Consider the following 21,411-nt stretch of genomic DNA (forward strand, 5'->3'; position numbering starts at 1 on the left):
GGGTCGGGGAGGCGGCAGGCCGCCGGCTGCCGACATCCGGGTGGTCTCGATCCTCGGTGGAGTGTAGCCGAACGATCCTCGGCGGCAAAAGTCGTGCCTTGGCGTGCGCGCTCTGGCGGGGGGAAGATGGCGACAAAGGCCGCGCTTTCTGCTAGCGTTCGATCCATGTATCGATCACCCACCGATCTGGACAGGAGACCTTGCAACAGGCCCGTTTCGCCGCTCGCCATCGTCCGTCAGTGACCGTCCCGGTCCACGCGCGCGCCCCGCTCGGGGTCGGTCGCGTCCGCCCCCGAGTCATCGTCGTCGCCCTGGCGTCAGGACCGCGGCAGCGATGATCGGCGTCTTCGGTGGTACCTTCGATCCGGTCCACTTCGGCCATCTTCGACCCGCACTGGAGTGTCTGCAGGGACTGGATCTGGAGCAGCTGCGCTTCATCCCGCTCAAGGTTCCGGTGCATCGGCCCCAGCCCTGCGCCTCGCCGGCCGCCCGGTTGGCGATGCTGGAGGCGGCCATTGCCGACGAGCCGAGGTTCATGGTCGATGCGCGCGAGCTCGAGCGTCCCGGACGCTCCTACTCCTACGACACCCTGGCCTCGCTGCGCGCCGAGCTCGGCGCGCAGCGGCCGTTGTGTCTGCTGGTCGGCGCCGATGCCTTCGCCGCCTTCCTGCGCTGGCACCGGCCACAGGAGATCCTGGAGCTGGCGCATCTGGTGGTGATGCGTCGTCCCGGTCACCGGGCGCTGGTCGATCCCGAGCTGGAGGCGCTGTACGCGCGTCGCGGCAGCGACACGCGCGCCGAACTCGCGCGCGCGCCGGGTGGGCGCATCCTCTTCCAGGAGGTCACCCAGATCGATATCTCGGCGACCCGTATCCGGCGGTTGCTCGCCACCGGGCAGAGCCCGCGCTACCTGCTGCCCGAGCCGGTGCGCGCCTATATCGCGCGCACCGGCGTCTATGACGGTTGCGGCATGGGCGAGCTGCCCGCCTGAGTCAGTCTTTTTCCGCGGGATGGGGCGTTCCCCGTCCGACAAGGCCGCGCCAGGGATGGCGCGGCGCCGGCGATCACGCTTGCAACGTCGTCGACCGGCCAGGGCCAGGAGGGCAGGCGTCGCGATGATCGCGACCTGTCGTGACCGGTGCACAGGCACCCCAAACACTCTCAAAGCAGAGGAGATCGCATGCAGCTCGAGCAACTTCGGGAACTGGTCGTGGAGACCCTGAACGACATGAAGGCCAATGACATCGAGGTCATCGACGTGCGCGGCAAGACCGCCGTCACCGACTTCATGATCATCGCCTCCGGCACATCGGATCGTCACGTCAAGGCAATCGCCGAGACCGTTGCCTTCCGCGCCAAGGACGCCGGCGAGGCGCCGCTCGGCACCGAGGGCGTGGCCGAGGGCGAGTGGGCCCTGGTCGACCTCAACGGCATCGTGCTCCACGTCATGCTGCCAAAGGTCCGCGACTTCTACAGCCTCGAGCGGCTGTGGTCGGCCCCCGCCGTGGTTCCCCAGACCGCCGCCCAGCACTCCTGAGCGGGCGCGGTCGTGTGCGTTCCCCGTCTCCCCGCCCGTGCCCGACGCATGGGCGGGGGCTGAGGCCTCAGCCGCGCAGCTGTTCGAGGAACTTGCGCATCAGCACCACCAGCTCGTCGGCCTCGGCGCGCCTCTCCCACATCGCCAGCAGCTGCTTGCGCCTGGCCTCCATCACCTCCGGCGGGTTGGACAGATAGCCCATCGACCACCCCTGGAACATCCGCTGCTTGATCGGGGCGACGCCGATCAGCACGCTGTCGTAGTGACGACGATCGTCGAGGATACGGCCATAGAGCCGGAACACCGCCTCCTGCGGTCCTTCCAGCACCTGGATGAAGTGGCCGCCACCGGCGCAGAGGATGCCGGAGATCCTCTGCTCCTTGTTGTGCCGATTCGACTGTTCGAGGATCTGTTTGAGTTCGGCCTCGCCGACCCCCTGGCTGGTGCGGCTGACATAGAGGATGCGTGAGAGATGCTCCATCGTGCCTGTCCTTGAGGGCTAGGTGCCCTGCGATCTGTGCGGATGACCATCATGGGCGATGCCCATGGTTATGGCATGGGTTGGGGCGATGCGGGGTGCTGCCAAGCGGGCTGGCGGAACGATGGGAGGCGTCGTGCCGGCCCCCGGGCGCGTCGATCGATGACCGCGCCCGGGGTGGCGGATGATTATTCCTCGCGCATCGAACGCGCCAGGGCATCCTTGAGCGGGCGCAGCCGGTCGGCGAGCGGGCGGTGGCGCTGCTGGGCGCCGAGTTCAGCTCGGTGACCACGTCACGCAGGAACTTGCGCTACGCCTGATCGATCTGCAGCTCGGTACTGGCGCGTTGCGAGCGCACCGCCACGAGATCCCCTTCGACCTCGGCCTGATCACGTTCGAGCGCGAGCAAGGCGCCGAGTTCGCTGTGCACCGATTGCTGTGGCTGCGTCAGCTGTGCGACGAGGCCTATATCGAGATCAGGCTCGACGACCTCGGCGACTGAGATGCGGTGATAGCGATTGGGCCACGGGGCCAACCTTGCCATCGCCTCGTGGCCCCAGTACCGACGCCTTGCTGGGTTGCCAAACGGCGACCCAGCCGACGAAGTCATGGATTGAATACCGCTGGGGGCAGTCCAGCTCGGCTGAGCTCATCTGAACGGATGATCGGCAAAGTAGGCGAAAAATGTCGTGATATCTCTTTCCACGCCCGTGATGAAGATGTAGTCGGGCCGGAACACCTCAACCAGCGCATCGAGCTTTGCAGGTGTCATGACAGAATAATGTACCTGCAAAACCTCACGAAAGGATCGCGCGACATAGGGTGAGAGCGCTATCCCGAAAGAATCCCTCAGCCATATAACCTTCAAATCGTTTTCGGCATCACTGGAAACGACCAGCAAAGGTTCAAGATGGACGCCTACGGGAGGATTCCCTGTCGCCGATTTGACCGCCTTGGATTGAAAATCGATTTGCTTGGCATCGATCTGTTTTTCCGGCTCGACTTGAAGCACCGGAGAAACGTCTTCAACCACGTCACCCAATCTCAGAAAGAGTGAAAGATCCCCACCGGGAATGGTCTTTTCATCGCTCACGTGCCCAGTCAAGTCATATGTGATCTCAGGGTGCCTGGACGACACCTCGGTCATGAAAAAGTCGTAACCCAGCCAAGCCCCGTGGTTGTTCCAGTGGGTGTCTGTCTTGTAGTAAAGGAGACGATCTTCCTGACGGGACCTTTCCGCGATGAATCCGCGAAGATCGATACAGGCATCGCTCGACACCGAGCCGACAAAGACATCGGCCAGCGTCACCGGGGCCGGACGCATCCACTCAGGCAAGTAATCGCGATAGATGGTCGACTTGTCGGGCGCGAGCATCAGCACGACATCCTTCACCCCCGTCGCCAACAGATGAGTCCGCCACGACTCCAGGGTAGCGCCAGAGACCCTTGCACGTTCGGTGTGCTCTGACTCGGCGCCAACCCTTTTTTTCGTGATGGCCTCTGAGTATTTGTCGCCCAGAAAGAGCCAGCCATCCTTGCCGATGATGACCTGGGAAGGGAACAGGCTGATCCCAAAGCGACTTATCACCGCACTCAGGTCAGGCAGTATGGGATCGAGACGATAGAGTAACTTGCTCTTGACCTCCTGATCGGAACGCAGCAGATAAACCACGTTGGTCACGGGAAGAATCGCCAATAGCAATACCGCCAACGACAAGAAAACGATGACTTTTTTCTTCATCTTGATCAGAAATTGAAGTACAGGAAGACATTGCTGACGCTGTTCACCATCATCATAACGGCAATGGAGAAAAACAACGATGCCAACGAGATCCGGATCATGGTCAAGCGTTCCCGGGCAAGTTGGATCGTATTGCGCTGGAAGATCAGCACCAACGCCAGAACGCTGGCGAAGAGCGGGATGGCATTGGTCAGCAATATCAGCTGAGTACCGCTCAGGGCATCGGGGATGGTTCCGAGCCAGGCCAACTGTGCGGTGGTGAAGTGCTCATAACCGACCCCACCGAAACCGTTCAGACCGAACATGCCGGAGATGACATTGGTCGCTGTCGCCAGGTCCGGCGCCCTGAAGAATACCCAGGCAAGATTGACGAAGTTGAAGGTCACCAGCCACGCAGCCAGAGCCGGTAAGGACAGTCCCAGCCCTTTCCAAAAGCGGTGGATGACCAGCGCCATCCCGTGGAGCGCCCCCCACAACACAAACATCCAGCTCGCACCATGCCACAGCCCCGCGAGCAGGAAGGTCACAAACAGGTTGATGTAAGTCCGCGTTTTGCCCTTGCGATTGCCACCGAGCGGGATGTAGATATAGTCCTTGAGGAAACGACCGAGGGTGATGTGCCAGCGTCTCCAGAAATCCTGAATATCAAGGGATTTGTAAGGCGAGTTGAAATTGATCGGCAGGCGAATATTGAAGAGCAGGGCAGCACCGATAGCCATATCGGTATAACCACTGAAGTCGAAATAGAGCTGAAAGGTGTAGCTCAAACTGGTGGTCCAGGCCTCGACAAAGACCAGGGGTACCGCAGAAGAGAACCCGGCATCGGCCCAGACCGCGAAAGAATCGGCGATCACGACCTTCTTGAACAACCCGAGCGAAAAGATGAAAAGTCCCAGGGCGATGTTCTTGTAGTTCATCACCAGCAGACGCGTCGATGCGAACTGCGGCATCATCTCCTTGTGGTGAACGATTGGTCCGGCGATCAACTGCGGGAAGAAGGTCACGAACAGCGCATAGTTGATGAAGCGATATTCCTGCGTCTCGCCACGGAAGCTGTCGACGAGATAAGCGATCTGCTGGAAGGTGAAGAAGCTGATCGCCAGCGGCAGCGCGATCCCGAGCAGATCGAGATCGGCACCGAGATGGTTGAGGTTGGAGATAAAGAAATCCGCGTACTTGAAGTATCCCAGTACCGAGAGATTGAAAGCGACGCCGATACCGAGAATGACCTGCTTCCTGCGAGCAGCCGAGAAAGGCCGAAGCAACACGAAATCGTTGCTCTTTCCTGGCTTGAGCGCGCCTCCCAGGAAATAGTTGACCGCCATCGACGCGAGGATCAACGGCAAGTAGATGGGATTCCAGTAGGAGTAAAAGAACAGACTGCAGAAGACTAGCCAAAATCGTCCCGCGGCCACCCAGCGCCTACTGTTGAATGCGAAATAGACGAAGAAGGTGATCGGCAGAAAGGCGAAGATGAACGCAGATGAATTGAAAAGCATCTCGGCAACTACATGGATGTTGTTTTTATCTGTTGGCGGGAATCCGGGCAGGTGTCATGGCATCGTCCGGCGCAACGAGCACACGGATTTCGAAGCGGCACAATGCCGCCGGTGGTCACCAACGGCGGACGAGGTCACATCCCGACGCCAGCAATCGGCCCCTGACCTTGATCACACACCCTCGGCGAGGATGAAAAAACGACTGCCACGCCAGTCGGCACGGCCATACAGCGATCGCGAGCAGCCCCGAGTCGAGCGCACCGTGATGATGGCCTTCACAAGAGGATGGCGATACTCAAAAGGCAGGAACAGCGGCCAGAGCGAGCCTTATCCTGTCGCGGGTACGAGGATGCTCGAGACGGGATCGACCACCGGCGCCGCGGCCCGCGGTCGATTCCCCTGCGGGTCACTCCTCGCGCATCGAACGCGCCAGGGCATCCTTGAGCGGGCGCAGCAGATAGTCGAGGAAGGTGCGCTCGCCGGTGACGATCATCGCCTCGGCGGGCATGCCCGGCAGCAGCTTGAGGTCGCCGAGACGCTGGCTCTGGTCCTCGGGGATCTCGATGCGGGCGAGGAAGTAGGGATGGCCGTTCTGCTCGTCGATCAGGCGGTCGCCCGAGACCGTGACCACCTGCCCGGTGAGGGTCGGGGTGGTGCGGAAGTTGAAGGCGGTGAAGCGCACCTGTGCCTCCAGCCCCGGGAACACCTTGTCGATGTCCTGCGGCGTGACCTGGGCGTCGATCACCAGCAGGTCATTGTCGGGGACGATGTCCATCACCCGCTCGCCGGGCGAGATCACCGCGCCGAGGGTGTGCACCTGCAGCCCCACCACCTTGCCCGAGACCGGCGCGCGGATCTGGGTGCGGCGCACCCGGTCGGCGAGCGCGCGGTGGCGCTGCTGGGCGTCGAACAGGCGCTCCTGCGCCGAGCTCAGCTCGGTGACCACGTCGCGCAGGAACTCGCGCCACGCCTGGTCGATCTGCAGCTGGGTCTCGTCGATCTGCAGCGTGGCGCTGGCGCGCTGCGAGCGCACCGCGGCGAGATCGCCCTCGACCTCGGCCTGATCGCGCTCGAGCGCGAGCATCCGCACCTTGTCGCTCATGCCGTCCTTGTAGAGTGCGCGCAGCCCCTTGAGCTCGTCCTCGTAGAGCGCCATGCGCTTCTCGAACTTGCGCTCCTGCTCGGAGAACCCGTTGACCTGCTCACGCAGCTGCTCGATGCGCTGCTCCATCACCCCGACGCGGCCATCGAGGTCGTCGCGGCGGGCGATGAAGACCTGATGCTGGGTCTCCATGAACTCCTGCAGCCGGGAGTCGTGCTCGGCCTGTTCGATCAGCTCTTCGGGGAAGGCGATCGCCTCGTTGCGATCGCGCTCGGCCTGCAGTCGCGCCTCGAGCGCGAGCAGGGCGCCGAGCTCGCTGCGTACCGCTTCGAGCTGGGAGGAGAACTGGGTGTCGTCGAGCCGCACCAGCAGGTCGCCGGCCTCGACCAGATCGCCCTCGGTGATCAGCAGTTCGCTGACGATGCCGCCCTCGAGGTGCTGCACCGCCTGACGGTAGGACTCCACCGTCACCACGCCCGGCGCCACCGCGGCGCTGTCGAGCATCGCCATCGCCGACCAGCTCCCGAAGCCGCCGAACATCACGAGGATGACACTGATGCCGAACCAGCGTATGCGCTGATCCTGGATGCTGGCCTGCGGGGCCTGCGGGGCCTGGGTGGTCGAATCGGATGCTTGCGACACGTCGGGTCACCTGTCAGTGGGAGGGTGGGGTAGAGCGGGGCATGGCGCGGGCGGCTGCCCGCGCCGGTCGTTTCTCGGATCAGGCGCTGGCGCTGGAGGCCGCGTCCAGCGACGCGGGCTGGACCGAGCGTGGCTTGAGCACGCGCGAGAGCACCTCCTGGCGCGGACCATAGGCCTCGATGCGGCCGTCCTTGATCACCAGTACCTTGTCGACCGCCTTGAGCACGCTCGGGCGATGCGAGATCAGTACCACGGTGGCGTGGGTGGCGCGCAGGTTGTCGATCGCCTCGAGCAGCGCCGCCTCGCCGCGGTCGTCGAGGTTGGAGTTGGGCTCGTCGAGGATCACCAGCTTGGGGTTCTTGTAGAGCGCGCGGGCGAGCCCGATGCGCTGGCGCTGACCGCCGGAGAGCATCACGCCGCCGCCGCCGAGCCGGGTGTCGTAGCCGTTGGGCAGTTGCGCGATCAGCTCGTGCACCCCGGCGCGTTGCGCCGCGGCCACCACCTCGGTGTCCTCGATCTCGCCGAAGCGGGCGATGTTCTCGGCCACGGTGCCGTCGAACAGCTCGACGTCCTGCGGCAGATAGCCGATGTGCGGACCGAGCTCGTCACGGTTGTAGAGCGCCAGATCGGCGCCGTCGAGCCGCACCGCGCCCGAGGCCAGGGGCCAGATGCCGAGCATCACCCGCGCCAGGGTCGACTTGCCCGCCGCCGAGGGGCCGATCATGCCGACCACGTCGCCGGCGGCGATCTCCAGCGAGATCCCGCGCAGCACCGGCTTGCGCGCGCCGGGGGGCGCGGCCACCACGCCCTCGAGCTGGAGCGCGCCGGTCGGCGCCGGCAGGCTGATGTGACGGCTGCCCGGCGGGATCTCGGTGAGCAGCTTCTGCAGCCGGCCATAGCTGGCGCGGGCGTTCACGAAGCCCTTCCAGGAGCCGATCATCTGGTCGACCGGGGCCAGCGCGCGGCCCATCATGATCGAGGCGGCGATCATCACGCCGGGGGTGATCGACTGCTGGATCGCCAGCCAGGCGCCGGCGCCGAGGATCAGCGACTGCAGGAACATGCGGAAGGACTTGCTGGTGGCCATCAGCAGCGCCGCCTCCTCGCTCGCGCGCGCCTGCCAGCCGATGGTCTGGGCGTGGTGGTCGTGCCAGCGCTGCTGGATCTGCGGACGCATCCCCAGCGCCTCGATCACCTCGACGTTGCGCAGCTTGGCGTTGAGCACGTGCTGCTCGCGGATCGCCTGGTTGGAGGCGGCCATCAGCGGCTTGCGGGTGCGGAACTCGTTGAGGAAGGCCAGCGCGATGAGGATCAGCGCGCCGCCGAGCGCGATCACCCCGAGCAGCGGGTGGAACATGAAGATGACCACCATGTAGACCGGGATCCAGGGCGCGTCGAAGAAGCCGAACAGCCCGTTGCCGGTCATGAACTGGCGAAAGCCGCCGAGATCGCTGATCGGCTGGGCGCTGCCCTGGCCGGGCTGGCGCGCGGCGACATCCATGGTGGCGTCGAACACCCGCTGGCTGAGCACCCCGTCGAGCCGGGCGCCGACGCGGATCAGCACCATCGAGCGCACCCATTCGAGCAGCCCCATGGTGAGCATCAGGAAGGCGACCAGCACGGTCAGCGCCATCAGCGTCGAGACGCTCGACGAGGCCAGCACCCGGTCGTAGATCTGCAGCATGTACAGCGGCGGGACCAGCATCAGCAAGTTGATGAACAGGCTGAAGAAACCGGCACCGTAGAAGGAGCTGCGGCAGATCGCCATTGCTTCCTTGAGGGTCTTCGCGGGCTGCAGTTCGGCCATGGGGATTCCTCGATTGATCAACGGGCAATTTTAGCACAGGGCGTGCCTCGCCCGTGTCCGCGCCACCGCGGCGGGGACCTGCCGGGCGGCGCGCGATCGTCTTGTCGGGTCAAGCGGTTGGCGGTGTCGGGATCAGCGTGTCAGCGCGTCCCAGTCGAACTCGAAGCTCTCCTCCTCGGGCTGGTCGAGCATCGCCCGCGCCTGCCTGGCCGCGGCCTCGTCGTGTTGGGCGTGGGCCTTGGCGAGCAGGCCGAGCCGTTGCAGGTGCTGCATCGAGAGCAGCTGGCAATAGGCCATCGACAGCGCACCACTGGCGCGCAGCCCGGCGAGGGTCTCGGCGTCGAGCTGATTGAGCGCGGCCTCGTCGACGCGGAACAACCCCTCGATCTCGCGCTCACCCTCGTCGCCCTGGACCTTGATCGGCCAGGGCGCGATCACCCCGGCCTCGGCCAGCGCGGCGCAGGCGCGTGCGGTGGTCTGGCGGTTGGTCTCGACCTGCTGGAGGAACTCGAGCACCTTGGTGATCGCCGCCGAGGGCTTGCCCTCGTCGTCGAACAGCGCCTCGTCCTCGGGGTCGTCGGTGAGCAGGCCGCTGTCCTCGTCGATGCACAGCACCAGCTGGTCGCCCTCGGTGCGCACCAGGCGGAAGGGGTAGCCGCGCAGCGCCGCCGGGATGTAGCCGCCGCCGACCCAGCGGCCCTCCTGGGTCACGCACAGGTTGCGGCCGGGGGCGAGCCCCAGCACCGCGCTCAGCGCGAAGCCTTCGCCCTGGCGGACGAAGGCCAGCGGCAGGCTCATGGTCGCCTTGGGCAGCTCGGCGGCCACCACATCGACCAGCGCCGCGCCCCGGGCGAAGGCATAGGAGTCATAGCGTTTCCAGCGCCGAGCGGCGTGGCGCTCGCGTGACAAGGCAGCGATCTTGGGCATGGATTCGACCTCGGATGAAGATGGGGGCTGGGTGGCGCGTGGCCGAGGGCGCGGCTGGAGCGGGGATCGGACGCGCCGATCCCGGGCGTCGCCGACCGGCGCGTCGGTCCTGGCGCACGGGCGTTCGAGTCAGGCGATCATGATAACGCGGATGGTGCGATCGCTGCAGGTCGGCGCGGCGGCGCGGCCTCAGCCCCACCAGTCGTCGTCGACGATGATGCGCGTGGCGCTCAGCTGGGTGACGCCGGCGCCGAAGTCGGCGCCGACCGGGTTGAAGACATCGAGAAAGAAGGTCTCGGCCTCTTCCGGGGTGGTGTCGCCGATCACCTCGACGGCGATCACCGCCTGATCCTCGCCGGGATAGAGCACCAGGGTCTCGCTCACCGGCAGATAGTCCTGGCCGGCGACGGCGGTGCCGTCGCGGGTGGCGTAGTCGACGCTCAGCCAGGCCTCGGGGCCGCTGCGGGTGCCGTTGAACTCCAGCAGGAAATAGGCGTGACTGGTACCGCTGTCGCCCTCCTGGACCATCGGCGAGACCTCGGTCACGTTGCTCGGCGCGTCGGTGTAATTGGCGCGCAGGCTCAGGTCGATCCATTGCTGATAGTGGCTCACCCGCTGCCAGGAGGCGATCTCGCCGAAGCTGCTGTTGACCTGGTTGTCGACATCGGGCTGGGTGAGCCAGGTGTTGATGCTGGCGGTATAGCTGGCGATCCCGGCGACGCGCCCGTCGACGAAGGCCGGCCCGCCGCTGTCGCCGGGCGAGATCAGCCCCTCGTTCACGCCGATGCCGAGATGGTCGAGATCGAGCAGCTGACCGAGCGCGTCGTGTCGGCTGCTGCCGTCGTCGAAGTCGGCGATCAGCTGGGTGCCGCTGGCCGGCTCCCAGGTGAGGATGCGACCGAAGCGCGCGTCCAGGGTCTCGATCCCGGCATCGAAGGTGTTGAACGCCATCAATCGCAACGACTCGCCGGAATAGGAATCGATGGTCCCGTTCGCGCCGGTGCCGGGGGTGCCGTAGCCGACCAGGGTCAACACCTGCCCGATCTCGTCGGGGCTGCGATAGAGCCCGTAGCGCTCGGCGGTGACCGGGGCCGACTGGTCGAGCCAGACCAGCGCCAGATCGTGGTTGCCGTTGACCGGGTCGTAGTCGGGGTGGAGCGTCACCCGGCTCGCCGTCAGCGTCTCGCTGCCGGCGGTGGTCTCGAAGGTGACGCTGGCCGAGGTCACGCCGGGATCGAACAGGTGCGCGGCGGTGAGCACCGCCTGCCCGTCGGATAACAGTACGCCGGTGCCGTAATAGCCGCCGGCGCTGACCTTGACCACGCCGTCGTAGCCGAGGCCGGGGACGGCTCGATGAGTGGAATCGTTCGCGCGGGTGACGGTGCTGACCATGGCGGGGCTTCGCTACGGGGATGAATGGACGATATGACCACGCGCGCTTGCGCCTGGTTCATCTCGGGAGTGTAGCTCGGTCGCCGTCTTCGGTGGCCGGATCGTGCGCGGCGCCCCGTAGCTCGGGGCGCCGTCGCGGGCGCGGGCTGTCGTCAGATGACGTGGAAGTTGTAGGCGGTCAGGTTGGCGACGTCGGCCTGGGTGATGTCGACCACGCCCAGCAGGGTGACCTCGGCGCCGCTGCCGTCGTTGGCGCCATCGCTGTCGAAGTACACCTCCGTCCGGGTGGTGCTGGTGTTGTAGGCGACCACCACGGCGCCGCCGGTGACTCCGCTCTGGTTGGCCAGCATGGTCTCGATGTCGCTGGCCCCGGTGATCGCGTTGGTGGCGACGATGACATTGCCCGACACCTGATTGGGGATGCCGATGTTGCCCTTGGCGAAGGTCTCGCTGGCCGTGCCGCTGAGGTCGAGATCGGTATTGTCTTTGAAGGCCAGCACATCGCCGCCGTCACCGACATCGAACCCGGTGATGGAGTTGCCGCCGGTGCCATCAGCGGTGTGGTCGAACAGTACGGAGAAGGTGCCGGTGCCGAAGGCGATGGTGTCGGTGCCGGTCGAGGCGTGTACGATCACGCTCGCGCTCGTCGTGGTGGCGTTGGTCAGCGTGATGGTGTCGTCGCCCGAGGTCGTGCCCAGCTGCAGATAGTCGGTGGTGGTGTCGGTGCCGGTCAGCGAGAAGCTCCGGCCGCTGATGTCGGCTGCCTGCCCCTGCCCCTGCATCTGGTGTGTGGTGTCGATGGTGAGGGCGTCGATCTTGGCGAGACCCTGAGCGACCGCGGTCAGCTCCGCGGATGTCATCCCGCTGTCGCTGGCGGTGTTGACGTTGACCGTGGCAGCGTCGGCCGTCTTGGCGCCGAGCAGGTTGCTTATAGCGGTTTCGTCGAGCCCGGTGGTGGAGAGCGCCAGGGTGCCGGTGATGCCGTTGTTGGCGACATTGCCGATGTTGGTGGATACCGCCGCGAGGTCGGTGCCGTCCATGTTGGTGGCGGTGACCTGCGCGTCCGTGGCCTTGCCGAGCAGGTTGCCGATCGCGGCGGCGCTCTGGGTGTCGGTCAGGGTGAGGTTGGTGATGGCATCGACCTTGGCGATGCCGGTGTTGAGCGCACCGAGTTCGGGGGCGGTCATGCTGGCGGCGTCGACGTTGACCGTGGCAGCGTCGGCCGTCTTGGCGCCGAGCAGGTTGCTTATAGCGGTTTCGTCGAGCCCGGTGGTGGAGAGCGCCAGGGTGCCGGTGATGCCGTTGTTGGCGACATTGCCGATGTTGGTGGATACCGCCGCGAGGTCGGTGCCGTCCATGTTGGTGGCGGTGACCTGCGCGTCCGTGGCCTTGCCGAGCAGGTTGCCGATCGCGGCGGCGCTCTGGGTGTCGGTCAGGGTGAGGTTGGTGATGGCATCGACCTTGGCGATGCCGGTGTTGAGCGCACCGAGTTCGGGGGCGGTCATGCTGGCGGCGTCGACGTTGACCGTGGCGGCATCGGCCGTCTGGGTGCCGAGCAGGTTGTCGATGTCGGTCTCGTCGAGCCCGGTGGTGGAGAGCGCCAGGGTGCCGGTGATGCCGTTGGTGGCGACCTTGGCGATATTGGTGGATACCGCCGCGAGGTCGGTGCCGTCCATGTTGGTGGCGGTGACCTGCGCGTCCGTGGCCTTGCCGAGCAGGTTGCCGATCTCGGTGGCGCTCTGGGTGTCGGTCAGGGTCAGGTTGCTGAGTCCGTCGGCGACGAGCTTGGCAGCATTGTCCGACAGCGCCGTGAGCTGCGCCGCGGTGGCGCCGCTGGCGTCGACCTTGGTGGCGCCAGCGGCGAGTTTGGCTGCCAGGCCGGTCACGGCGAAGGTAGCCGCGCTCATCGTCAGCGGCCCCGTGATGCCGGCGGCGGCGAGGTCGGTGAGGTCGGGCTTGGTGCTGGCCTCGTGACCATCGCGGGTGAAGGTCAGTGCGCCCGCGTTCTCGGTGACGGTGATGTCACCGGTCGCCGATCCCGCGAAGGTCAGGGAGATGTTGGGCGAGGTGCCGCTCTCGGTGACGCTGAACGTCGGGGGCGGAGGCGTGCCGCCACCGCTGCCGGGCTCCTCCGGGGTCTCCGGCGAGCCGGGTTGTTCGAAGGTGTCGGGCAGCTCGATGTCGTCCGGGATCTCGATGCCCTGGGGGACCTCTAGCCTGACGCCCTCGGTGGGGATGAAGTCGACCGGGATCGGGGTGTCGGCGGCAGGTGTCCAGCCCTCGGGCGGGGTGAACGCGGGCAGGAAGGGCGCGACCTCGTTGACCCGCGCGAGCGCGGCCGCGGCATTGCCGGAGGCCACCGCGGCCTGGAATTCGGGGTCGTTGGCGAAGTCCGCGAGATTCAGACCGTTGCCGAGATCACGCCCTTCCGCGAAGCCGTAGGTGAACAGGTGCTCGGCGATGCCGATCTGTCCGGCCTCGGCCTGCGCCAGCACATCGGGGTTGGCCCGGGCATAGGCCTGCAGATCGATGCCGGGGGCGGGGGCGCGAAGCTCGCCGTTGCCCTGGCCGTGGTCGAAGAAGTGCGCGAAGGGTGTCAGCGTGCCCGCCGTCACGGCGCTGTCGACATCCGGGTTCTGCTCCAGATAGAAGGCTGGATCGAACAGCGGCGAGGGTTGGCGCTGTTCCTGCGCGCCGTAGGTGACGAAATGGTCGTAGGCGGTGGTGCTGCCATTGGCGACCGCCTCGGCAACATCCGGGTTCTGCTGCAGATAGAAGTCGAGATCGACGAAGGCGTTGGGGTTGCGTCCCTCGAAACGTCCGTATTGCTCGAAATGTTCCTCAGCGGTGAAGGTGCCGGCCTGTACGCTCGCCGCGACATCCGGGTTGTTGCGCAAGTAAAAGTCTTCGTCGAAAAACCTAACCATCTGCGATCTCTCCATCGTGCGCGTCATCGTGCGCACCGGGGTTCGGGACAATCCTCCCCGCCGTGATGGTCGGGGAGGAGATCGAGCCGTCCGGGCTCGAGGGCCGATGCGCCGTTGTCGACCAACCCCTGTCGATCGGGGCGGTCACAAAGGCGCAAGTGCCGGAGCCAGTCGAACACGTCCGATGACGGATGTCGATCGATGGGGAATGACTGTGGACGATTTCTTGTCGTCCTGAGGTGCTGTTCGCTGTTTCGGGCGCGTGTTGGACACGCAAGGGCGAGTGCGCGGTGCGATCTCGCCGGGGAAGGGGGTGATGTCGTTTCAGCATCCGCGCATGGGTAACTGGGTGTCCCTTTCTACTAGCCTTCCGTTAACTGGGTGTCCCTTTCTTCTTTCCAGCAGGGTTTTCGTACAAAACGTAGCCCCTCCTAGCCCGGTAAGTGGGTGTCCTTTTCAGGAGCGACTCGGCCCGAGGATATGGCGCATCGCATCGAGATGGCGCCGTACCTTGCCCGGCGCGGTCGGCGGGCGCGTGGTGCGGTCGGGGTCGCGCGGGGGCTCGGGTGACGGTGGGGGAGGGGGCGAGGCCGGTCGTCCGCGCTGGTGCAGCTCGGAGAGATAGCCCTCGAGCCGGGACGGGGTGAACAGCGTCGATGGGCGCAGATAACGCGCCTGCTCGGTGCGGCCCCACTGGGCGGTCTTCAGGTCGACCACGGCGCACAGCGTCTCCGGGGCGTGTCGTCGCAGCGCGCGGCGCAGGATGCGGTAGGTCGCGGTGCCCGGCGCGTCGGGGAAGCAGGCGTTGGCCGCGCGGTTGAGGTGGGCGACGACCCGCGCGATGGCGGCGTCATCGACGGGACGCGGCTCGGCCTGCTGTCTGGGCGCAGGGTCGGGCGCGCGTTGCGGCGCGGGCCGGGGTGGGTCGCGCCGCAGGATCGCCCGATAACGATTCGCCCGTCTGGCATCGCCGCGCTCGACCTGCAGCAGCTGTAGCTCGACCATGCGGCGGATGGCGCGCTTGACCGAGCTGTAGGAGGTGTTCGACACCCGCGCGAGCGTACGCAGCGACGGCCAGGCGACGCCGGAGTGCGAATTGATGTGCAGCGACAGACTGGTGGCGATGCGGCTGGCGGTATGGCTCAGCCTCGGCTCGGACAGCACGCGGCGCTGCCAGGCCAGGATCTCCACCGGCGAGGTAGCGAACTGAATGGACATTCGGCAATCTCCAGCATACGGAAACGGAGACCACCGACTGGATTGAGAGGGATCGCGAACGGGCAGTACGGCACATGCCAGCCCCTGGGGGACTTTGCTAGAATACCGCCGGCCACTGGTGCGCTCGACTCTGTGTCAGTCGGGGCTTTACGCGGTCAGGTGCGTCAACACCCCCGCGACGGTGGCCATCCTACCCTCGCCCAGTCCGGCTTGTCGAGCCTCCCCATCTCCGCGCCAACCCTTGGCGTCTCCCGCATTCGCCGTATCTCCGCCCGTTCATCCTCCCGCCCCGAGGGGGCCACGGGGGAGCGATCATTCGTGCCTTCGGATTCGTCCGTTCAGGGGCCAGCCTGACCCCAGGGGTTGGGGCGCGTTGGACCCAGGGTGGGGTCAGGCTGGGCCCACGAAACGACCCCGGCTGATGGGCGATCGATATGTCAGGCCGTGGCGGCGGCAGCCGTGAAGAACTGCTTGGCGCGTCGCACGCCTCGCAGATAGCGACACTCCCGCTGTGCGGCGAGCGCCGTCATTCGTTCAGGCGCACCGATCGCCGCGCCGAAACCCTTGAGCAGGAAACCCGCGTGCTCGACGAAGCGCTCCGGCGCGATGCCGAGTCGGGCGAGGATGTCGGGCAACTCCGCCGGGATCGCGCCACGCTTGCGTGGATGCAGGGCGCGCCCGAGCGAGTCGACCAGGATCAGGTAATTGTCGAAGGTGAAGGGGATGGTGGCGGGGCATTCGGCGGGGTTGCCGAATGGCATCAGTGGGGCAGGTGGCAGACGGTTGAGGGCGGCTTCCCAGAATTCAGCGCGACGTGCGTCTGCCGTGGGCTCCGTATCCTCGGTCTCTGGCGGCGTCGATGCTGTCGCTGGGGTGGGCGGTGGATGCGATGAGCCTTGCCGGGGCTGTGGTGCCGCTTCTGCTTCACCCCCATCCCCTTGCAAGTCGGCGATCCGCGCCGCGATCCCGGTGTGCGCGCTCGCCTCCGGCGTCTCCGCGATCCCGGCGCGGATCGGGTTGAGATCGACATAGGCCATCACCGCCAGCAGCGCCGTCTCGTCGAGGATCGCCTGCGAACGGAAGCGTCCCTCCCAAAACCGCCCCCGCACCCCATCCTCCCGATTCGCCGCCCGCGCGATCGATTCGTTGAGCACCCGCATGAACCACGAGAGATCCACCAGCCGCGCCCGATAGGTCGCGACCAGCCCCGCGACACCATCCAGCTCCGCCTCGGTCATCCCCGCCCGCGTCGCAGGCGACAGGAAGCGCTCCACCACCACCGGCCCGCGGAACAGAGATCGCCAGCGCCGTAACACCTCCTCATCCGACCACTGAGAAGCACGCTCCGCATCGAGCCGCACCACCAGATGCACGTGATTACTCATCACCGCATAGGCCGCGACATCGATCGCGAACACCCCGGCGAGCTGACGCAACCGCAACTCCACCCAGCCGCGCCGATGCTCGAAGCTCCGTCCGGTCAACCGATCGAAGCCACAGAGATAGGCCCGCCGCACGCAGCGCGTGACGAGGTGGTACCAAAGCGTATCAGAGAGTGAGACGAGCGAGGCGCGGGGACGAGTCATGAGGTCTCTCCGCGAGGGGTGATGAAGGGAAGGTAGGAGAGGTGGGGAGGGAAGTCAAAGGTAAGTGGGTGTCCTTTTCTTCCATGAGGTCTCTCCGCGAGGGGTGATGAAGGGAAGGTAGGAGAGGCGGGGAGGGAAGTCAAAGGTAAGTGGGTGTCCTTTTCTTCCCGGGTGTCCTTTTTTTCCCTTCTTCCCTTTTCTTCCGCCTGAAAAAGAAGAACCGGCCCCGAAGGGCCGGTCCAATAGTGTGATCCAAGATGGATGGATTAGGCGGTGATGAAGTTAGAGCCGTCGAAGTTGTCGAGGCTCACACCAGTCAGTTGGATGATGCCATCGGCATCGTCGAGACCACCATTGCCGTCACCCTTCAGGATGTACGCATTGCCGCCGTAGTTGAAGGCAGTGAAGCCATCAGCGCCGCCGAGGAGTGCCTCAGCTGCTGCTGCAGCATCCTCAAGATTATCTTCAGCAGCAATATTGCCAAGCTGCGTATTATTCAGCGAGTTGTACACTGCGGTGCCACCACCATCAAGACCAGACAGATCAAGCACATCATTCGCAGCTGAGAAGTCCGTGATCGTGATCATGGTATCAGCAAGCGCATCTGCGTCCGCATTGGCAAGAGCATTGACATCAACCGTGTCGTTACCCGCGCCAAGTGTAATGCTGACGGTTTCCGTTGCATCACCGGCAGCGATCACAAAGGTATCGTTGCCAGCGCCAAGATCTGTGGCCAGCGTGGAAGCGCCAGTCTTATCAGTAATCGTGTCACTACCCGAACCGCCGGTGACAGAGGTGATGTTCGCCAGAAGCGTAACGCTGATGTCGCCGGTCGAAGCCGACATGTTCAGCGTTTCCAAAGCACCGCCTGCTACCGTAAGCGCGACATCCTCAGACAGGTCAAGGTTAAGCGTTTCGGTCGAAGCCGTCGCCGTGACTGCAACAGTACCAGAGGTTTCACCAGATACTGTCACGGTCTTAACGCTGGCATTGGTCTCACTGGTGACCACAGCGTCCGTGTCAGTGTCGCCGCTGATAATGTTGAGCGCGGTTACGTCCTTAGCAGCAATCACATCGATGTCGTTATCGGTAGCGTCCGCCGCAAGCTTGATGGTTACACCTTCGCCAACTGTAAACTGTGCAGCCTGTGTAATGATGCCCTGAACATCAAGAGACTTGAGGCTAGAAATACCGGATACGTCGGTGCTGGCCTGCGTGCCGCTTTGTTTGATGACATACGTCTCAACGTTGCTGAACTGCCCCAGTTGGGCTGCTGTCACCGACGCGTCAGCAACGATGTTGGCGGTGTCGTTGCCCCCGCGACCATCAATAGCGTCAAATGCATTAAGCGTGGCGCCGGTACCGACAAGCGCATTAAACGTATCATCACCGGCCGTACCCGTGATGATCTCGCCCGCTTCGGTAGTGAGCGTAAACGTCTCCCCAGTCGACGGGCTCTCAGACCCACCCGAGGCACGCCCCTCAGCCGCACCAAAGAGCACGAAGTGCTGGTAACCGCTGGTGAAGGTGCCGGCGTCGACGGCGGCCTGGACATCGGGGTTGTCCGCGAGGTAGGTGGCCTCGTTGAAGGTGTCGGCGCCGGGCTGACGGCCCTCGGTGGCACCGTACAGCTCATAGTGCTGCAGCGCGCTGGAGAAGCTGCCGGCCTGCACGGCGGCGAGCACGTCCGGGTTCTGGGTGTAGTAGCCGGTCGGCTCGAAGTAGGGGTTGGGCTGACGACCCTCGGCCTCGCCGTAGAGGGTGTAGTGCTGCTCGGCACTGGTGAAGGCACCCTGCAGGATGGCCTGGAGGACGTCGGGGTTCTGCTGCAGATAGTATTCTTGATCGAAGGTCTGGAGAGCCATGAGTTTTAGTCCTTTACGGTGGGATGTTAGGGTGGTGGGTGAGCCCGAAACTCGGCTAGGCTAACGCAGCCTGACGCTATCAGCAACTCACGCCATGGCGCAAGCACTCGGCCGTCGAGTTGCTGTACCAGAGCGGATCAGCGCGGGCGGTGGCGCCAACAGGCTTTGGTGCGCCCGACTCCGCTGTGCCGACCTGTACCAGGAACTCATCTTGGTGTCCCCAAAAAGCAACATTGGATACGAGCACGGCTAAATTCTACTCAAGTTTTTCCATAAAACAAGCCTTAAAGTGCGCGGCTGACACTATATTGAAACGTGTCTCTTTTTAGCATCACGCGGGACGACCGCTGGTGGTGCGCAAGATTGTCCCGCCCGCCCCGGATCGCTACACTGAATCCCTTGACTTGCCCTGGCGTGTCCCGCGCGGCCCGCCGTCACCCGCTCACCCGACCTCCCAAAGCTGCCGATGGACTCTCCGTACTCCGATCTATCCACCACCGCGCCGTCGGCCCTGCCGGCGAGTTTGTGGCGCAACCGGGGGCTGGTCCTCCAGTTGGTCCGGCGCGACATCAGCAGTCGCTACCGCGGCTCGTGGCTGGGGCTGGCCTGGTCGGTGCTCAACCCGGTGCTGATGCTGCTGGTCTACAGCTTCGTGTTCTCGGTGGTGTTCAAGGCGCGTTGGGGCGGTCCGGTGGAGGACGGGCATGCGGCCTTCGGTCTGGTGCTGTTCGCCGGGCTGATCGTGCATGCGCTGTTCTCCGAGGTGGCCAATCGCGCGCCGCGGCTGATCCTGGACAATGTCAGTTATGTGAAGCGTGTGGTGTTTCCGCTGGAGGTGCTGCCCTGGGTGGCGCTGGGCTCGGCGCTCTTCCACATGGGCATCAGTCTGGTGGTGCTGCTGGCGGGGCAGTGGTTGCTGACGCAGTCGCTGCCCTGGACCGCGCTGCTGTTGCCGGTGGTGGTCGCTCCGCTGTTGCTGGTGACGCTCGGGTGCGGCTGGTTCCTGGCCGCGACCGGGGTCTATCTGCGCGACATCGGGCAGAGCATCGGTCTGCTGACCACGGTGATGCTGTTTCTGTCGCCGACCTTCTATCCGCTCTCGGCGCTGCCCGAGCTGGGGCAGACGCTGCTGTATCTCAACCCGCTCACGCTGGTGATCGAGGAGAGCCGGCGGGTGTTGCTGTTTGGTCAGTTGCCGCACTGGGGCGGTCTGCTGGTCTATTCGGTCATCAGCGTGATGGTGGCCTGGGGCGGTTTCTGGTGGTTCCAGCGGGCGCGCCGAGGGTTTGCCGATGTCGTCTGAGCCGATGATGATCCGTGCCGAGGGGCTGGGTAAGTGCTATCGGGTGTACGAGCGCCCGGAGGACCGGCTCAAGCAGTCGGTTGTGGCGCGCTGGCGCGGGCTGCGGGGGCAGCCGCCGCCGCAGTATTATCGCGAGTTCTGGGCGCTGCGCGAGGTGTCGCTGGAGCTGCGCCGGGGGGAGACGCTCGGGGTCATCGGGCGCAACGGCTCGGGCAAGTCGACGCTGCTGCAGATGCTCTGCGGCACCCTGGCGCCGACCACCGGGCGGGTGGAGACCGGGGGGCGGATCGCCGCGCTGCTGGAGCTGGGCGCGGGGTTCAACCCGGAGTTCACCGGGCGCGAGAACGTGTATCTCAACGGCAGCGTGCTGGGGCTGACGCAGGCGGAGGTCGACGCGCGTTTCGAGCGCATCGCCGCTTTCGCCGATATCGGCGCCTTCATCGACCAGCCGGTGAAGACCTACTCGAGCGGGATGTACGTTCGTCTGGCCTTTGCGGTGGCGGTGAACGTCGATGCCGACGTGCTGGTGGTCGACGAGGCCCTGGCCGTCGGCGACATGTATTTCCAGGCCAAGTGCATGGCGCACATCCAGCGGTTGATCGACGACGGGGTCAGCCTGCTGTTCGTCAGCCACGATGTGGGCGCGGTCAAGTCGGTGTGCCAGCGCGCGCTCTATCTCGACCGGGGGCAGCCGGTGGCGCTGGGCGAGACCGCCGGGGTGGTGGAGGCCTATTACAGCGCGCGCGTACAGGCGGAGCGCGCCGCCAGACCGGCGCCGGAGGCCGCCTCGCCCGAGCTGCCCGCGCAGGATCTGTTCGATCCCGCGGATCTCGAGGCGCAGGCCGAGTTCGCGCGGCGCGCGGACTTTCAGCGCATCCGCAACGGTCAGGCGGAGTTTCTCGATGTGCGGCTGACGGATCTCGACGGCCAGCCGCTGGAGTGCGTCGAGTTCGGCCAGACGGTGGTGCTGCGCATGCTGTTTCGCGCCAATCAGGCGATCGCGCTGGCCGGCATGGCCTACCATGTGCGCGATCGCACGGGGTATGACATCATCTACTCCGACACCGAGATCGAGTCGCGCCCCATCACCGATCTGCGCGCCGGCCAGGTGGTGCAGACGGATTGGCGCTTTACCGTGCGCTTGCGCGAGGGGGATTACTCGATCGCCGCGATGCTGTCGATCCCGGAGAATCTCGAGATCGCTCAGGTCGATGTGTGTGACTTCGTGCCCATCGCGCTGGCGTTCAAGGTGGTGCGGGGGGAGACCCTGCCGCTGCATGCCGCCTGTCACTGGCAGAACGAGGTGGCACACCGCACGCTCGAGGGCGAGGCGTAGGGGCGCTGTCCGGGGCTGTCGCCGCGACCGCGCGTCGGTCGCCGCGGCCCC

Annotated in this window: 16 protein-coding genes; 5 read left to right on the plus strand and 11 right to left on the minus strand. The window is 65.3% G+C overall.

Going from position 1 to position 21,411, the window contains the following annotated elements:
* Positions 1-334 precede the first annotated feature (334 nt).
* The gene (gene nadD / locus EBL84_RS01810) at positions 335-991 is read left to right on the plus strand and encodes a nicotinate-nucleotide adenylyltransferase (protein WP_123139248.1); all 657 of its coding nucleotides are present in this window, start codon (positions 335-337) and stop codon (positions 989-991) included.
* Positions 992-1,180: 189 nt separating this feature from the next.
* A complete protein-coding gene (gene rsfS, locus EBL84_RS01815) occupies positions 1,181-1,537 on the plus strand; it encodes a ribosome silencing factor (RefSeq protein WP_005221898.1) in 357 nt (118 codons plus the stop codon).
* Between the two features lie 67 nt (positions 1,538-1,604).
* On the opposite strand, the gene EBL84_RS01820 is transcribed toward rsfS, so the two are convergent.
* On the minus strand, positions 1,605-2,018 hold the full coding sequence (locus EBL84_RS01820; protein ID WP_123139249.1) for a BLUF domain-containing protein: 414 nt from the start codon (positions 2,016-2,018) through the stop codon (positions 1,605-1,607).
* Between the two features lie 343 nt (positions 2,019-2,361).
* Here EBL84_RS01820 and EBL84_RS17020 point away from each other — a divergent pair, with 343 nt between their 5' ends.
* Positions 2,362-2,517 (plus strand): hypothetical protein, encoded by a 156-nt coding sequence (locus tag EBL84_RS17020; RefSeq protein ID WP_165913401.1) that lies wholly within the window; start codon positions 2,362-2,364, stop codon positions 2,515-2,517.
* Positions 2,518-2,664: 147 nt separating this feature from the next.
* Here the strand turns inward: EBL84_RS17020 and EBL84_RS01825 are convergent, their stop codons facing one another.
* From EBL84_RS01825 to EBL84_RS01870, 10 genes are all read right to left on the minus strand, one after another.
* Positions 2,665-3,756 carry a hypothetical protein gene (locus tag EBL84_RS01825; protein ID WP_123139250.1) on the minus strand — a complete coding sequence of 364 codons (1,092 nt, stop codon included), beginning with the start codon at positions 3,754-3,756 and terminating at the stop codon, positions 2,665-2,667.
* 5 nt (positions 3,757-3,761) lie between these two features.
* Positions 3,762-5,255 carry an MBOAT family protein gene (locus tag EBL84_RS01830; RefSeq protein ID WP_123139251.1) on the minus strand — a complete coding sequence of 498 codons (1,494 nt, stop codon included), beginning with the start codon at positions 5,253-5,255 and terminating at the stop codon, positions 3,762-3,764.
* Between the two features lie 406 nt (positions 5,256-5,661).
* Positions 5,662-6,999 (minus strand): HlyD family type I secretion periplasmic adaptor subunit, encoded by a 1,338-nt coding sequence (locus EBL84_RS01835; RefSeq protein ID WP_123139252.1) that lies wholly within the window; start codon positions 6,997-6,999, stop codon positions 5,662-5,664.
* A 79-nt stretch (positions 7,000-7,078) separates the two neighbouring features.
* Positions 7,079-8,806 carry a type I secretion system permease/ATPase gene (locus EBL84_RS01840; RefSeq protein WP_123139253.1) on the minus strand — a complete coding sequence of 576 codons (1,728 nt, stop codon included), beginning with the start codon at positions 8,804-8,806 and terminating at the stop codon, positions 7,079-7,081.
* 132 nt (positions 8,807-8,938) lie between these two features.
* Positions 8,939-9,733 carry a SapC family protein gene (locus tag EBL84_RS01845; protein WP_123139254.1) on the minus strand — a complete coding sequence of 265 codons (795 nt, stop codon included), beginning with the start codon at positions 9,731-9,733 and terminating at the stop codon, positions 8,939-8,941.
* Between the two features lie 189 nt (positions 9,734-9,922).
* Positions 9,923-11,125: a trypsin-like serine protease gene (locus tag EBL84_RS01850; protein WP_123139255.1), complete on the minus strand. Its 1,203-nt coding sequence runs from the start codon at positions 11,123-11,125 to the stop codon at positions 9,923-9,925.
* 152 nt (positions 11,126-11,277) lie between these two features.
* Positions 11,278-14,052, minus strand: a complete 2,775-nt coding sequence (locus tag EBL84_RS01855; protein ID WP_148040252.1) for a hypothetical protein — start codon at positions 14,050-14,052, stop codon at positions 11,278-11,280.
* Positions 14,053-14,508: 456 nt separating this feature from the next.
* The gene (locus tag EBL84_RS01860) at positions 14,509-15,270 is read right to left on the minus strand and encodes a conserved phage C-terminal domain-containing protein (protein ID WP_123139257.1); all 762 of its coding nucleotides are present in this window, start codon (positions 15,268-15,270) and stop codon (positions 14,509-14,511) included.
* A 437-nt stretch (positions 15,271-15,707) separates the two neighbouring features.
* Positions 15,708-16,856 carry a transposase gene (locus EBL84_RS01865; protein WP_123139258.1) on the minus strand — a complete coding sequence of 383 codons (1,149 nt, stop codon included), beginning with the start codon at positions 16,854-16,856 and terminating at the stop codon, positions 15,708-15,710.
* A gap of 266 nt (positions 16,857-17,122) precedes the next feature.
* A complete protein-coding gene (locus EBL84_RS01870) occupies positions 17,123-18,721 on the minus strand; it encodes a hypothetical protein (RefSeq protein WP_123139259.1) in 1,599 nt (532 codons plus the stop codon).
* 466 nt (positions 18,722-19,187) lie between these two features.
* On the opposite strand from EBL84_RS01870, the gene EBL84_RS01875 reads away from it, so the two are divergent.
* Together EBL84_RS01875 and EBL84_RS01880 are read left to right on the plus strand one after the other, a co-directional pair.
* Positions 19,188-20,024: an ABC transporter permease gene (locus EBL84_RS01875; protein ID WP_123139260.1), complete on the plus strand. Its 837-nt coding sequence runs from the start codon at positions 19,188-19,190 to the stop codon at positions 20,022-20,024.
* Positions 20,014-21,360 (plus strand): ABC transporter ATP-binding protein, encoded by a 1,347-nt coding sequence (locus EBL84_RS01880; protein ID WP_062274950.1) that lies wholly within the window; start codon positions 20,014-20,016, stop codon positions 21,358-21,360. Before EBL84_RS01875 ends, EBL84_RS01880 begins: the two co-directional genes overlap by 11 nt.
* The last annotated feature ends 51 nt before the right edge of the window (positions 21,361-21,411 follow it).

The organism is Marichromatium sp. AB31 (assembly GCF_003718685.1).
Classification (GTDB): Bacteria; Pseudomonadota; Gammaproteobacteria; order Chromatiales; family Chromatiaceae; genus Marichromatium; species Marichromatium gracile.

Bases quoted from the DNA above. Each gene is read 5' to 3' on its own strand.
- nadD (WP_123139248.1), top strand. From the start codon at position 335: ATGATCGGCGTCTTCGGTGGTACCTTCGATCCGGTCCACTTCGGCCAT.
- rsfS (WP_005221898.1), top strand. From the start codon at position 1,181: ATGCAGCTCGAGCAACTTCGGGAACTGGTCGTGGAGACCCTGAACGAC.
- EBL84_RS01820 (WP_123139249.1), bottom strand. From the start codon at position 2,018: ATGGAGCATCTCTCACGCATCCTCTATGTCAGCCGCACCAGCCAGGGG.
- EBL84_RS01825 (WP_123139250.1), bottom strand. From the start codon at position 3,756: ATGAAGAAAAAAGTCATCGTTTTCTTGTCGTTGGCGGTATTGCTATTG.
- EBL84_RS01830 (WP_123139251.1), bottom strand. From the start codon at position 5,255: ATGCTTTTCAATTCATCTGCGTTCATCTTCGCCTTTCTGCCGATCACC.
- EBL84_RS01840 (WP_123139253.1), bottom strand. From the start codon at position 8,806: ATGGCCGAACTGCAGCCCGCGAAGACCCTCAAGGAAGCAATGGCGATC.
- EBL84_RS01845 (WP_123139254.1), bottom strand. From the start codon at position 9,733: ATGCCCAAGATCGCTGCCTTGTCACGCGAGCGCCACGCCGCTCGGCGC.
- EBL84_RS01850 (WP_123139255.1), bottom strand. From the start codon at position 11,125: ATGGTCAGCACCGTCACCCGCGCGAACGATTCCACTCATCGAGCCGTC.
- EBL84_RS01855 (WP_148040252.1), bottom strand. From the start codon at position 14,052: ATGGTTAGGTTTTTCGACGAAGACTTTTACTTGCGCAACAACCCGGAT.
- EBL84_RS01860 (WP_123139257.1), bottom strand. From the start codon at position 15,270: ATGTCCATTCAGTTCGCTACCTCGCCGGTGGAGATCCTGGCCTGGCAG.
- EBL84_RS01865 (WP_123139258.1), bottom strand. From the start codon at position 16,856: ATGACTCGTCCCCGCGCCTCGCTCGTCTCACTCTCTGATACGCTTTGG.
- EBL84_RS01870 (WP_123139259.1), bottom strand. From the start codon at position 18,721: ATGGCTCTCCAGACCTTCGATCAAGAATACTATCTGCAGCAGAACCCC.
- EBL84_RS01875 (WP_123139260.1), top strand. From the start codon at position 19,188: ATGGACTCTCCGTACTCCGATCTATCCACCACCGCGCCGTCGGCCCTG.
- EBL84_RS01880 (WP_062274950.1), top strand. From the start codon at position 20,014: ATGTCGTCTGAGCCGATGATGATCCGTGCCGAGGGGCTGGGTAAGTGC.